This is a genomic window from Paludibaculum fermentans (genome assembly GCF_015277775.1).
GTDB lineage: Bacteria > Acidobacteriota > Terriglobia > Bryobacterales > Bryobacteraceae > Paludibaculum > Paludibaculum fermentans.
The window spans coordinates 7,938,072-7,951,269 of the sequence record NZ_CP063849.1 but is presented as its reverse complement, the minus strand read 5'-3'; the positions used below and the strand labels follow the sequence as shown (position 1 = coordinate 7,951,269).

Here is a 13,198-nt window from a genome sequence, read left to right as displayed (position 1 = left end):
GTGGACGCGGCCTACTTCAGGATCGCGTCCACCGTGGCCTGCGTGATCGGGTGATAGCCGGACCGAGCCTGCTGATAGATGGACTGCGCCCGGGCTCGGCCGTCCGGTGTCTTCACCAGCGCCTCGAACAGCGGCTTCACAAACTTGCGGCGCCCCACCTGCACCAGGAACTCCTGCAGCCGGGGATAGGCCGGCTCATACTTCGCACGCACGGCCATCAGCAGCCACTGGGCCGCCACTTCGCTGTTGCCGGCATGGGTGAAGTCCCATTGCTGATCCAGATCGGCCATCTTCGGGGCACTCAGATCCTCGGCCAGCGACCGCAGCCAGTGCAGCCATTCCGCCGTGACCCAGGCCTTGCGCGGCTTCGTCTCGAAGTCGAAGCTGATCTTCGGAGCGTCCGGCGGCAAGCCCGGATGATGAATCCAGGCGTCCAGGTTCTCGTTGGGAAACGACTGATGCAGGTACGCGACAAACTGGTCCGTCGTGATCGACTGAAACGCGAAGTGATCGAAATACGACCGGATCCAGGCGTCGAACTTCTCGCGGCCGTACTTCTCTTCCAGCTTCCGCAGCAGCAGCGCACCCTTTCCGTACGGCACCTGCGTCATGCCGTCATCCGGATCCCGGCCCTTCAGGTCGACCGCCAGATGCTGATCGGCCGGGGGCAGGTCCTTCATCTCATCCTTGAGTTCCCCCACCTCGATGGCGAACTCCATCTCGGATTGGCGGCGGCCGTACAGCGCCTCCTGGATCCGGCGCTCAATGTAGGTGGTGAACCCTTCGTTCAGCCAGAAGTCAGACCAGGTCGCATTCGTCACCAGATTGCCCGACCACGAATGCGCCAGCTCATGCGAGACCAGCGAGACCAGCGACCGGTCGCCCGCAATCACCGTAGGCGTGGCGAAGGTCAGGCACGGGTTCTCCATGCCGCCGAACGGGAACGAAGGAGGCAGCACCAGCAGGTCGTAGCGGCCCCAGCGATAGGGCCCGTAGAGGCTCTCCGCGGCCGCTACCATCTTTTCCATGTCGGCGAATTCCCACGCCGCGCCCTTCAGCACCGAGGGCTCGGCCCAGACGCCGCAACGCTGGCCAATCGCCTGGAACTGCAAATCGCCCACCGCGATGGCGATGAGATAGGGCGGAATCGGCTCGGGCAGATGGAAGTGGCCGGGCCGCACCACGCGCGCCGACATCAGCGGGGTCAGCGGCACTGGAGCATGAATCCGCGCCGAGTAGGTCACCCGGACACCAGGTGAATCCTGAATCGGGATCCACGACCGTGCATGGATCGCCTGCGACTGGGAGAACAGAAAGGGATGCTTCTTCCCCGCGGTCTGCGGCGGCTCCAGCCACTGCAGGCCAGAAGCCTCCGGAGCAGTCTCGTACTCGACCACCACGCTGCGAACACCCGGCGCCAGCGGAATCGTCAACGGAGCGCCCAGAAACTTGTCCCTCGCCCCGAGCATAAAGCCCGACGACGAACCGTTCACGCGCAGGATGTGGAGATCGCGCGTGTCCAGCACCAGCGTCTTGCCGGCCTGGTCCAGCGTCAGCGTCGCAGCCCCACGCAGCTTCTTCTCGGCAAAGGAGACGGCCAGGTCGAGCTCGACGTGGCGCACACGGGATTCCGTGGGATTCGAATAGGAGTGGATGTCGGTCACGATTCTGTCTTTAGGCTAGCGCGATTGGGCATCCGGATCTCGACTCCGCGCTGCTCCAGTTCCCTCAACAACTGGGCCACGGCTTCCGACGGCGGGCTGCCGTCCACCCGGACGGCCCAACTCAACTCTTCGCGGAACGCGCGTGTCGACACCCGCCAGGGAAGCTGCTCGCCGGTCGCCACGATGCCGCTGCCGATGGTAATCACTGACCACCGCCGGGCAAGCGCCAGGGCCTCCTGCAAGGACGGCCGCGGCCCTCGCACAATGAAGTGATTGTCGCCGCACACCAACAGCCCCACCTCTTCGGTCATGTCCGATATGGTAGCGTCTCACTGAGATGACCACCGCCCCGAGAGCAAGACTCCAGGCACTCGATCTGTTTCGAGGCGCGACGATCGCTTCCATGATTCTGGTCAACAATCCCGGGCCCGGCCCCACCTATGCACCGCTGGAACACGCCGAATGGCACGGCTGGACGTTCACCGACACTGTCTTTCCGTTCTTCCTGTGGATCGTGGGCGTGGCCATGACCCTGTCCACCGCCCGACGCATGGAACGTGGAGACGATCGCGGCGCGCTGCTCCGCCACACCATCCAGCGAGCCGTCATCATCTTCCTTTTGGGCTTCCTGATGGGCCCCTTCCCGAACATCGACTTCGCCACCATTCGAGTTCCCGGCGTCCTGCAGCGCATCGCGGTCTGCTATTTGATCGCCGGCGTCATCTTCCTGTTCACGAAGGTGCGGGGACAGATCGCCTGGCTCGTCGGCCTGAACGCCCTCTACTGGGGCCTCATGACGCTCTATCCCACCCCGGAGTGCGGCCCCGGCTCACTCACCAAGGAGTGCAATTTCGCCCGCTACGTCGACACCCAGTTCCTCAGCGGCCACATGTGGCGCGTCACAAAAGTCTGGGATCCCGAGGGCATCGTCAGTACCCTGCCGGCCATCGGGACGGTCTTCTTCGGGATCCTCACCGGCCACCTGCTGCGGCGCTTCTCCGAACCTCTACAACGTCTGCGCCTGTTGCTCGGCTCCGGCGCGGCGCTGCTTGCTCTCGCCTATGTGCTCGCCATCTGGATGCCATTCAACAAGAACCTGTGGACGACGTCCTATTCCGTGCTGATGGCCGGACTCGCCTCACTCCTCTTCGGAGCCTGGTATTACCTCAGCGACGTGCGCGGCTTCGGCCAGTGGTTCCGCCCCTTCGAGATCTTTGGCTCCAACGCGATCCTGATGTTCCTGCTGAGCGGCGCCCTGGCCAAGATCGCCCTCCGCAGCGGAGCCGGAGCCTCGTTCCACCAGAACGTCTGCCTCGCTGTCACCTCGCCGATCAACGCGAGCCTGCTCTACGCCCTGGCGAATGTCCTGATCCTCTATCTCATCGCCTGGGCGCTGTGGCGCAAACAGTGGTTCCTCAAGTTCTGATCAGGCGCTGTGCGAATTCGATGGCGCGCAGCAGGCTGACCGTCGACGCGATGCCCTGCCCCGCGATGTCGAAGGCCGTGCCGTGGTCCACGGAAGTCCGGATGATCGGCAGCCCCAAAGCGACATTCACACCCGCCTCGAAATCGAGCAGCTTCAGCGGGATGTGGCCCTGGTCGTGGTACATGCAGACGATGGCGTCGTAGCGCTTCTTCCTAACGGCCAGGAAAAAGACCGTATCCGGAGGAAACGGCCCCTCGACGGGCATCCCTTGCGCCTGCGCCCATTCCACGGCCGGCCGGATCTCGCGGATCTCTTCCTCGCCAAACAGTCCATTCTCGCCGGCATGCGGATTCAGGCCCGCCACCGCAATCTTCGCCTCCGGCTTCAGCCGCAGTACCGCCTCGCTGGTCATGCGGATGATCGTGCAGATCCGGTCGAACTTCGCCCGTGCAATCGCATCGGACAGCGAGCAATGCGTGCTCACGTGCGTCACAATCAACTGGTCCGACGCCAGCATGATGGTGACGTCCTCCACACCACACAGCGCGCCAATCAACTCGGTGTGACCGGTGAAACCAGGGTCCGTCAGCTGCGTGGCTTCCTTGTTCATCGGCAGCGTGACCATAGCCGTGATCTGGCCGGCCAGGGCAGCCTTCGTGGCCGCGATCACATACTCCCGCGCGGCATGGCCCGACTTCGCATTGATCGCGCCCGGCGTGACGTCCGCTCCGCTCATCAGCCCCGCGTTCACTACGTTCAGGACACCCGGCCGGTACTCGTCCGGCTGCGTGATGGAGCGCAACTCGACACCGTGTGTGTTGTAGCGTTCCAGTGCCGCCGTGTCGCCGTAGGCGACGAACGGACATGTGATCTCACCTCGCTGAAAGGCATTCAGGAGGATCTCCGGGCCGACTCCACTGGAGTCGCCCATGGTTATGCCGAGCAGTTCCATGGTTCCTTCTCAGTCTGGCAGAGCCGTGCGTACAACCGCAGCAGAAGATCCGGCGCACCATAACCGCCGGCTTTGCTGATGAGCACCCGCCGCCGCCCTTCGTGCTCGAACAACGACACCGGAACCCCCGGCAATATTTCGCCCAACGGGTGAAGCACCGGATCGTCGAGCCGATGCAGAACCCCGCGCGCCGTATCACCGCCAAAGATGATCAGCGTGTCGTGCGCGCCAGCCGCCCGGTCAAACGCCCATGGGATGCCTTGCTGCCGCGCCATCTCCACCTGCGCGGACGAAGCGGGGTGCGCGCTCCCATTGATCACTACACAATCGGAGATTTGCGGCCACCGTTCCGGGGCCTTGCTCACTATCCCCAGGGCCTGTGCGAGAGCCCCGGCCAGGGCCGCCGGACCTGCGGCCACCACGGGCCGCGTCGCCGACAGTGCCTCGTCCGCCGCCGCACGGACATCCTCCGGCGTCTCTCCATCAAAGATGCGGATCCGCTCCAGATCGCAGCCCTGTGCGGCCAACACCTTCCACACATGGCTCTCCGTCACCGGGTTGAGCGGGTCCCGCGCAAAACTGGTCAGATGAACCGGGACCCCGTCCACCAGCAATACTCCACTGCGGACGGTCCGGCCCAATTCGGGATACGCGGGCACATAGCAGATCACCGACTCGGGATACGCGCCCAGCAGTGCCTTGAACTCCGCCCCGATATTGCCGCGTAATGTGGAGTCCGTCTTCTTGTACACAATGTCCGAGACCAGGTTCTCCATGGCGCCAAGCAGCCGGAACGCCGCGACATCGGGCGCCAGGTGGCGCGACTCCGTATCCAGCACCAACACGCTCTCGGCCCGGTCCGCCTGCGATTTCAACAGCACGGCGGAGTCACGGAAGCGGGCGCCCGCTTCCAGCGCGCCCGTCAGATCATCGGCCAGTGCCAACACCTGCAGCCTGCCCACCCTTTATACATACATGGAAACGCACCGGCTTGTCAGAAGAACCAGGTGAGCCGGACCCCGGCCGTTCGAGGCTGCACCAGCCGCGTGCCGACAAAAGCGGATTGGAAGTTGTACAGTGCCCGCTCGTTGCTGATGTTCGAGATCTGCAGGGAAGCTTCCCAGTGCCGCTTCTCTCCGCGCAGATGCTGGTAGCCCAACACCAGATCGGTGACGGCGCGAGGCCGGGTGCGCGGTGGAGCCGAAGTCAGGTTCACCAGCGGCAGCAGATCCGCGTAATCCGGATCGTTCCGCACTTGCGCCGGATCCACGGCGGCCGTCACCAATCCGCTGTCGTAACGCATCGAGCACGTAGCGTAGAACCCCTTCTTGCCGGTGTAGTTCACAATCGTCTGCAGGCTCAGCACCTGGTCGTGATCGATCACGAACGGCCCTGAATTCAACAGCGCGACGTCCCCATTGCCGATGTAGAGGCCGCCCGTGAATGGCGGCGTGGAGATGGCCCGAGCATGAGTCACGCTGAGCGAACCCGAGAAGCCGCTTACCGGAGTCACCACCATCCGGCCCTCCACCGAATTCACACGGATCGACTTCAACTGCATCGGGAAAATAATGGGCGTGTTGAAGAAGCTGTTGTTGTCCTGCTGGTCTTTCGCGTCCTTGTGGTAGAACGACGCGTTCAGACTGACCTTCCGCCCCACTGCCTGCTGCAGGCCCATTTCATACAGGTTCTGCCGCTCAGGCCGGATTAGCACGACAGCGCTGCCCACGGTCGCCCGGATGTCGGGCGCCACCAGCACACTCGATTCATCAGAGTTCGAAATCAACAGGTTCTCGTTGGGAGGCGTTTGATACAGCCGGTTGTAGGAGGCTCGCAACACCGTACCCGTCCCGCGAATGTTATAGGAAAGGCCCAGCCGCGGCTGGAATTGGCTGCCATGCACCAGAAACCGGTAGTTGTCGAAGCGCAGCCCGGCGGAGACGTGCCAGTTGCCCAGGCTGATTTCGTCCTGCAGGTAGCTGGAGTAGAGCGAACCCGAAGCTCGCTTGGAGAACTGGAAGAGGCGGCCGCCGCGGCTGAGATCGAAGGCCAACAGGTTCGGCAGGTAGCTCGCGGACTCCGGCGCGTTGAACGCTGGATCCGTAATGCCGAACGAGAAGTTCTCGCTCACCGGAAAATGCTGGATATCGGCGCCAAAACGGATATTGTGCCGCCCGCGCACAATGCCCAACTGGTTCAGCAGCGTGACCGTCGACAAATGCCGCGCCTGCGCAGCGGTGACAGGAAAATCGCCGGCACTCGGGAACAGCTGGGCTACGGTCGTCCGGTAGGAAGAGTTGCTGCTCCACAAAGTGTTCGCGTTGAATGTATGAACCCAGCCCAGGGCAGCGGAAACATCCCGCAACTCCTGCCGCTCGTCCATCCCCCGTGCCTGCTGCGACCGCAGGTTTGCCAGTTCGAAGGACGAACGTCCGGCCAGCAGATTCAACCGCAGCACGTCGTGCGCGCCGGCCTGGTAATCCAACCTGGAAAACGCTCGCTGCGAATTGCCGCCGTTGTGCAGGTTGTCCAGCGAAACCTGGTCCAGGTAGCGGTTGGACTTCATCGTGTTCAGCGAAAAGGTAAACCCGAGCCGGCCCTTCTCACCGGCCACCTGTGTCACCTGCGACAACGTATCGAATCCCGCGCCACTGACTGCGATGGATCCCCCCAACAGCCGGCCCGTACCCAGTCCGGTCTTGCTCGTCACGTTCACCACCGCCGAGACTTTGTTGCCGAACTCCGCCGGGATGTTGCCTGTGAACAGTTCCACGTTTTGAACAATGTTGGGGTCCACGGAATTGGCAAAGGCGCCGGTGAGCTGATCCGTGATCGGCATGCCGTCGATGATGAACGACATCTGATTGTGCGCGCCCCGTGGGTGGATCGCGCCGTTCGCATTCTGCGCGAACCCGGGGAAGCTGACGACCACTGCCTCCAGTCCCCGATTGCCCACCTGCAGCGCCATCTTGCCAATGTCGGTCTCGCTCAACTGGGCACGTGTGCCGGTCTCTTCCGCATTCACCAGCAGCGCCCGATCGCTGGCTGTCACGCTCACATGCGTCTCATTCGCGGCCAGCTCGAGTTTCACCTGCAACTCCGCCGTCAGTCGCGCGGTCAGCGTGACCGTCGTTTCAAAGGGCCGGAATCCGGGCGCCTCGACACGCACTTCGTAGTTCCTGGCGGGGATGTTTGTGAGCTGGAAGGCGCCGTCCGCGTCGGCCACCGAGCTTCGCTCAAAGTTCGTCAGCGGACTCTTCACGACCACGTGCGCTCCGGATACAGGAGCGCCAGTCTGGTCGTGCACCGTGCCCGCCACTGAGGCGGTGCTCTGCCCGAAGGCGCACGAACAGACGTAGAAATAGACCGGCCAAAACCAGCGAAAGTGGTGGCGCATGCAGTGTTAAGTTGTCCCCGTCCCCAGAATTTAGGTGTGCCTAAATTGAATTCTAAGCGGATTGGGCTGGTTTGGCAAGCGATTCCCGCATCCGGGCCAATTCCAGTGGGGAATGGCCACTTTTCCGCTGTCATCGGACAGGTTGCGGCTCTCCGCCGCCATGGGCTAGGTTTAGGTTGAGTGGCAAAGAAGAGCACGACACGCGCGAACAGCGAATCGACCGACGATTACCTGAAGGCGATCCTCACCATTGGCGGCCCCCAGGAAGACCGGGTCACCAGCAACGCCCTGGCGGAGCACCTGCAGGTTCGGCCGGCCTCCATCACGGGCATGCTCCAGAAGCTGTCCGGCCAGGAGACGCCACTGGTCGAATACGAGAAACACCGCGGAGCGCGTCTCACCGCCGCCGGCAAACGCAGGGCGCTTGAGGTCATCCGCCACCACCGCCTGATCGAACTCTTCCTGCACGACATCCTCGACTACCCCTGGGACGAGGTCCACGCCGAGGCCGAACGGCTGGAACACTTCATCTCGGAACGCATGGAGGAGCGCATCGCCGCCAAGCTGGGCGACCCGCTCATCGATCCGCACGGCCACGGCATTCCCCGCAAGGACGGAAGCCTGCCGGAACGCCGCGAAGTCTGCCTCGCTGAACTACCCGCGGGCAATGCGGGCGTGGTGACCAGCGTCTCGGACCGCCGCCCCGACGTCCTGCGCGAATTGAAGCATCTCGGCATCGTGCCCCGCACCCAGCTCACCGTGACGGAACGCCGCGCAGGCAGCCGTCCCATGCGCGTCCGCATCGGCCCGGCTACGCAGGACATATCCCTGACGGTCCGCCTCTCCAGCGCGGTTTACGTCAGCCAGTAATCCACTCGAAACTTCATATACTGTGAGCTATGCTCCGGCCCCTCTGGCACACGCACCGCTCCGCCCCTGAGATGCTCACGCGGAGCGCGGCTTAGTGTCAGCGCCCCAACAGAATTGGCGCCGCACCGTGTGGGGCTTCGCCGTTCTCATCGCCATCTACCTGATCATCACGGAGCTCTTCCCCGGGCCCGCCTCTCTCACCGCTTCGGCGTGGCACCTGACCGGCCTCTTCTTCGCCACCGTCGCCGGCCTCATCATCCGGCCCATCCCGGGCGGCGGTCTCGTCCTGCTGGCCATCACCCTCACGCCGCTGCTGACAACGATGAAGCTCTCTGACGCGCTGGGCGGCTACGCCGACTCCACCGTCTGGCTCGTCCAGGCCGCCTTCTTCATCTCGCGCGCACTCATCAATACCGGACTCGCCCGCCGCATCGCGCTTGGCTTCGTCCGCCTGTTCGGACACAGCACTCTCGGCGTCTCGTACGCCCTTTCCCTCTCCGATATGGTGCTGGCGACCATCATCCCTTCCAACGGCGCCCGCTCCGGCGGCGTAATCCTGCCCATTGTGAGGTCCATCGCTGAACTCTATGGATCCACGCCGGGCGCCACCGCGAATCGCGTAGGGGCCTTCCTGATGGCCGGCGTCTACCAGGCGATCTGCGTGACCGCCGCCATGTTCTACACCGGCCAGGCCAGCAACCCGCTGGCCGCACAGATGGCCGGAAACCTGGGCTACCGTGTCACCTGGGGTGGATGGCTCGTCGCCGGCATCGTCCCCGGGCTGATCTCACTGGCGCTCGTTCCCTGGGTGGTCATGAAGCTGTTCCCGCCCGAGGTCAGGCGTACTCCGGAAGCAGCCGAATTCGCCCGCGCCGAGCTTGAGAAGATGGGGCCGCTCTCCTCCAAGGAAAAACTCCTGTCCGTCGTCTTCGCTGGAGTCTGCGGAGCCTGGGTCTCCTCCAGTTGGACCGGGATCGACATCACCGTGGCCGCCCTCCTGGGCAGCATGGTGCTGCTGGTAACCGGCGTCCTCGATTGGGAGCACATCATCAGCGAGCACGCCGCCTGGGACATCTTCCTCTGGTATGGCGGCCTGCTCCGGCTGGGCAAAGCCCTGAACGAAAACGGAGTGACCGAGACCTTCGCCAAGGCAGTTGGGGCCCGCTTCGAGGGTTTGCACTGGTTCCCGCTCCTTGTCATTGCGGTGCTCATCTTCTACTACTCCCACTACTTTTTCGCCAGCATCACGGCCCACATGCTGGCGATGTACGCGCCATTCCTGGTCCTGCTCGCGCACAGCGGAGCACCGCTCGGCCTCGTCGTGTTCAGCCTCGCCTGCTTCCTCAATCTCAGCGCCGGCCTGACCAACTATGGCACCACCCCGGCCCCGATGTTCTTCGCGCAAGGCTACGTTTCCATGAAGGATTGGTGGCGAATCGGTTTTGTGATCTCCCTGTGCCACCTCCTGGTGTGGGGCACAGTCGGCTTCGGTTGGTGGAAACTCCTCGGCCTTTGGTAGGCCTGGAGATTCATCTAACCAGCTTTGAATCAATGGACTAGGGAGCATCAAGGCTCCCAGCGCGCCCCCTCAGGACCAGCTCATTCCAGCCAGCTTGAGCATAAAGCTCACGCGCAATTCGCTCGATATCAGAGTCAAAGGTCCGGATCGGGCCCTTGCGCTCACCGGAATCTTGAATATACTGTAGGTGGACTGGCTCCCGAGAGAGTGGCCGGTCTAGAGGGTTGCCCTGTGCGCTTCCTGAATGTGAACTGCCTGATCACCGTCGCCATGACGACGAGCCTCGCCTGGGGATTTGAAGGCCTCCCGTCCCTCAACGCCCCACTTACCCTAGTTGTACAGTATGAGAATCAACCCCCGGCTGAGTCTCTTGTCGAGATGCGGCGCGAGTTGAACACTCTGCTGCAGAAGTCCTCCATTCAGGTGGAATGGCGCCTTCGCGAGGAGATGAAGGAAGGCACCGAAGTTTCGGATCTGGTGCTGGTCAAGTTCCGCGGCAACTGCCGCATGCAGACCGAACCGGTGATGCTGGATGAACGCGGTCCGCTCGCATTCACCCATACCACCGATGGAGAGGTTCTCCCCTTCAGCGAAGTTCTGTGCGACAAAGTCCGGGTGGCCGCCCGCAGCGCGATGCACGGCGGACAGATCGCCCAGGGCAATACGCTTATGGGCCGCGCGATGGCTCGCGTCCTGGCCCATGAGATCTATCACATCGCCGGGAACACCAAAGGGCACACCAAGGAAGGTGTCTCCAGGCGCTCGCTCACCGGCGCCCAGTTGATCGCTGACCGCATCGACTTCGACGTCCTCGGCGAGCACGCCCTTCAACACCGCGGCGCACGCTAGTCCTCACTGTCTCTGCGGCCGCCTCAGCCGCGCTGTTTGCCGGCCTCGGCTTGAAGCTCCCCCAGGGCAGCGTCGGCGCCGGCCAGTTTCCATTTCTTCCACAGGTATTCGACCCCGTAGAACGAGCAGCCCACCGCCACTGCGGCCACGGCGTTGACGCACAGCACCAGCAGGGCCGTCGTCAGGAACGACGCTGCATCCACCGCCTTCATGCGGGGGATGCGGCGCCACGCCGACCAGTCCAACAGGCAGAAGCCCATCCAGGCGGTCACCCCGGCCAGTGCGGCCAGCGGGATCTGCGCCAGGATACCTGAGCCGAAACCGATCACGGCAGCCAGAACCGCCGCGTGAAAGATGTTCGACATGCGGGTCGTCCCGCCGCAGCGGATGCTCGCCAGGCTGCGCGCCGGAATCCCGACACTCATCGGCGCCCCGAACATGCCGGCGATCACGTTGGAAATGCCGTAGGCACCCAACTCCACATCCGCATCCACCTTTTTCATCTTGATGTGCCGGCCGCGGAAGTGCTCCACGACGCGCGACGTGATCAGGATGTTGACGCTGGATACGAACGCTAGTGCAAACCCGGTGGGCAAAACCGAAAAGACATCTTTCGGCGCCCACGCGAACCCGGCGAACGGCGGCAATTCCAAGGAGAGTACGCCCACCTGGGCCTCACGGAATGCGAATACCTTCGCCGCCAGCAGGGCCACCCCGACCCCGATCAGCGGCGCGGGCAGTCTCGGCCAGAGCTTGGCGATCAGCACGCACACCCCAATTACGAGAAGCGAGAGCAACAGTGGTTGAAACCGCGCCTCCGTCAATCGCTGTGCGATGACCACCAGAGTCTCGACCATCGAGCCGCTGCCGGAACCCTTAATTCCGGTAATTGTGAACAGCTGAGAAACCACCATCATGCCACCGATGCCACAGGAAAAGCCCGTGACCACCGGGTGAGGCACCATGGAGACATACCGCCCGAGCCGCATAAGAGAAAAGGCCATCATGAAAACGGAAGCGACAAGGCTTACTTTGGCGGCGCCACCCAACCCGTGCAACCGCACGGCCTCAGCAATGAATGGGACGGTGACCGAAGACGTTCCGCCGATCAGGACCGGATTCCTACCTAGAATCGCCGTGATCGGTGAAGTGAGCAGGGATGTGAAGACACCCAGGACCGGCGGCAGCCCCATCAGGGCTGCCATCGCCAGTCCGTACGGCAGTGCGATGAGGGCGGCAATGAAGCCGCCGCTCAGGTCGCCCGCCATCGTTTTCCACGTATAGCGGAGTTTGGGTAGTTGCATGGCTTAAGCCATTACTTTTTCGAACGCCACCTTAAACTTGGCCATCTCTTCCTTGGTCCCGACCGAAACACGAACGTGCGTGGGCCACGCCTTCCAGACACGGCCGATGTAGACCTTCTCGGCCGCCATCGCCTTCACCACTTCCTGGCCGGGCCGCTTCACGTCCACCATGAACTTGTTGCTCACTGAGGGCACGAAGCTGTAGTTCTTCTTGGTCATCCAGTCGAACGTGTCGTTGCGGATGTCGGCGATGATCTTCCGGCGCTCGGGCACCAGCGTCTTCACCTTCAGGCTGGCGTGGGCGCCGATCATACCCGTCACCGGCAGCGCGCCCGCCCCGTAGTGCTGGATCTTGGAGAGCAGGTCCGGACGGCCGATCGCCGCGCCGGCACGCAGGCCCGCCATGCCGTACAGCTTCGAGAACGTGCGGAGAACGATGACGTCCTTGTCGGCCGCCACCAGGTCCGTCCCGAAGGCTTCGCCGCTCAGGTGGATGTAGGCTTCGTCCAGCAGCAGGATGCTGCCGGCCGGCTTGTTCGCCACCAGCCATTCAATGTCCGACTTCTTTGTGATCGTGCCAGTCGGGTTGTTCGGGTTGCAGATGTAGAACACACCGGCGTCGGGACTCGCGGCCACCATCGCCTTCACGTCGTGCGCATAGGTCTTGGTCAGCGGCACCGTGATCACTTTGGATCCAATGAAAGCGGCGGCGCGCTGGCCGGCTTCGTATCCGGGATCGCCCATCACCAAAGGCTTGGTGGGCGAGGTGAACGCCAGCACCGCGCGGTGCAGCGGATCGCTGGAGCCCGCGAACGGCATCACGTAGTTCGGCTTCACGCCTTCCTGGTCCGCCAGGGTCTTCGAAAAGTCGAACGTCTCTTCGTAAAGATAACGGCCGCCCTTCTGGACGACGCTGTGAATCGCCTCCGCCGCCTCGGGGCAAGGACCCATCGGGTTCTCGTTGGCGTTGATCTTTACCGCATCCGCCGAAATCCGGCCGATGTTGGAGAGCTGCGCAAGCGCCGGCTCGTTAAAAAAGGGCAGCGACGATCCGGCGCCCAGAAGCAGGCCAAGACGGCCCATGCTGCGCCGGCTGAATCCGCGCTTGATTAGTTCGACTTTCTGTTCGTGCGAGAGAAGGTTAGTCATTGTTTTGCCCCCAGACTGACTTTCAATGCGGGCAGCGCGACTCAGGTCCCGCCGCCCGCGGTTAATAG

At 63.1% G+C, this 13,198-nt stretch carries 11 protein-coding genes; 4 read left to right on the top strand and 7 right to left on the bottom strand.

The genetic code is table 11. The annotated features are described in order from the left end of the window. Positions 1 to 11 precede the first annotated feature (11 nt). Positions 12 to 1,664 carry a M1 family metallopeptidase gene (locus tag IRI77_RS31535; protein ID WP_228486419.1) on the bottom strand — a complete coding sequence of 551 codons (1,653 nt, stop codon included), beginning with the start codon at positions 1,662 to 1,664 and terminating at the stop codon, positions 12 to 14. Continuing rightward, on the bottom strand, positions 1,661 to 1,975 hold the full coding sequence (locus IRI77_RS31530) for a hypothetical protein (RefSeq protein ID WP_194448924.1): 315 nt from the start codon (positions 1,973 to 1,975) through the stop codon (positions 1,661 to 1,663). Before IRI77_RS31530 ends, IRI77_RS31535 begins: the two co-directional genes overlap by 4 nt. 26 nt (positions 1,976 to 2,001) lie before the next feature. Between IRI77_RS31530 and IRI77_RS31525 the strand changes: the two genes are divergently transcribed. Continuing rightward, positions 2,002 to 3,090, top strand: a complete 1,089-nt coding sequence (locus IRI77_RS31525) for an acyltransferase family protein (protein WP_323745247.1) — start codon at positions 2,002 to 2,004, stop codon at positions 3,088 to 3,090. On the opposite strand, the gene pdxA is transcribed toward IRI77_RS31525, so the two are convergent. Genes pdxA through IRI77_RS31510 form a run of 3 tightly spaced genes read right to left on the bottom strand, consistent with a single transcriptional unit; the run spans position 3,080 to position 7,439 of the window. After that, complete coding sequence (gene pdxA / locus IRI77_RS31520) at positions 3,080 to 4,042, bottom strand: 4-hydroxythreonine-4-phosphate dehydrogenase PdxA (protein WP_194448922.1); 963 nt, start codon at positions 4,040 to 4,042, stop codon at positions 3,080 to 3,082. The two genes, IRI77_RS31525 and pdxA, sit on opposite strands and share 11 nt — an antisense overlap. Continuing rightward, complete coding sequence (locus IRI77_RS31515; RefSeq protein WP_194448921.1) at positions 4,024 to 5,004, bottom strand: four-carbon acid sugar kinase family protein; 981 nt, start codon at positions 5,002 to 5,004, stop codon at positions 4,024 to 4,026. Before IRI77_RS31515 ends, pdxA begins: the two co-directional genes overlap by 19 nt. 32 nt (positions 5,005 to 5,036) lie before the next feature. After that, positions 5,037 to 7,439: a TonB-dependent receptor gene (locus IRI77_RS31510; protein WP_194448920.1), complete on the bottom strand. Its 2,403-nt coding sequence runs from the start codon at positions 7,437 to 7,439 to the stop codon at positions 5,037 to 5,039. A 180-nt stretch (positions 7,440 to 7,619) separates the two neighbouring features. Here IRI77_RS31510 and IRI77_RS31505 point away from each other — a divergent pair, with 180 nt between their 5' ends. The 3 genes from IRI77_RS31505 (at position 7,620) to IRI77_RS31495 (ending at position 10,677) form a co-directional block, all read left to right on the top strand. Then, positions 7,620 to 8,309, top strand: coding sequence for a metal-dependent transcriptional regulator (locus tag IRI77_RS31505; RefSeq protein WP_194448919.1), 690 nt, complete (start codon positions 7,620 to 7,622; stop codon positions 8,307 to 8,309). 94 nt (positions 8,310 to 8,403) lie between these two features. Continuing rightward, a complete protein-coding gene (locus IRI77_RS31500) occupies positions 8,404 to 9,828 on the top strand; it encodes a DASS family sodium-coupled anion symporter (RefSeq protein ID WP_194448918.1) in 1,425 nt (474 codons plus the stop codon). Between the two features lie 231 nt (positions 9,829 to 10,059). After that, complete coding sequence (locus IRI77_RS31495; RefSeq protein WP_194448917.1) at positions 10,060 to 10,677, top strand: hypothetical protein; 618 nt, start codon at positions 10,060 to 10,062, stop codon at positions 10,675 to 10,677. 23 nt (positions 10,678 to 10,700) lie between these two features. Here the strand turns inward: IRI77_RS31495 and IRI77_RS31490 are convergent, their stop codons facing one another. Next, the gene (locus IRI77_RS31490) at positions 10,701 to 11,981 is read right to left on the bottom strand and encodes a SulP family inorganic anion transporter (protein ID WP_194448916.1); all 1,281 of its coding nucleotides are present in this window, start codon (positions 11,979 to 11,981) and stop codon (positions 10,701 to 10,703) included. Between the two features lie 3 nt (positions 11,982 to 11,984). Next, complete coding sequence (locus IRI77_RS31485) at positions 11,985 to 13,130, bottom strand: pyridoxal phosphate-dependent aminotransferase (RefSeq protein ID WP_194448915.1); 1,146 nt, start codon at positions 13,128 to 13,130, stop codon at positions 11,985 to 11,987. Positions 13,131 to 13,198 lie beyond the last annotated feature (68 nt).

What these genes read in the sequence shown, in the direction of transcription:
- IRI77_RS31530 (WP_194448924.1), bottom strand. Translation starts at nt 1,975, where the DNA reads ATGACCGAAGAGGTGGGGCTGTTGGTGTGCGGCGACAATCACTTCATT.
- IRI77_RS31525 (WP_323745247.1), top strand. Translation starts at nt 2,002, where the DNA reads ATGACCACCGCCCCGAGAGCAAGACTCCAGGCACTCGATCTGTTTCGA.
- pdxA (WP_194448922.1), bottom strand. Translation starts at nt 4,042, where the DNA reads ATGGAACTGCTCGGCATAACCATGGGCGACTCCAGTGGAGTCGGCCCG.
- IRI77_RS31510 (WP_194448920.1), bottom strand. Translation starts at nt 7,439, where the DNA reads ATGCGCCACCACTTTCGCTGGTTTTGGCCGGTCTATTTCTACGTCTGT.
- IRI77_RS31490 (WP_194448916.1), bottom strand. Translation starts at nt 11,981, where the DNA reads ATGCAACTACCCAAACTCCGCTATACGTGGAAAACGATGGCGGGCGAC.
- IRI77_RS31485 (WP_194448915.1), bottom strand. Translation starts at nt 13,130, where the DNA reads ATGACTAACCTTCTCTCGCACGAACAGAAAGTCGAACTAATCAAGCGC.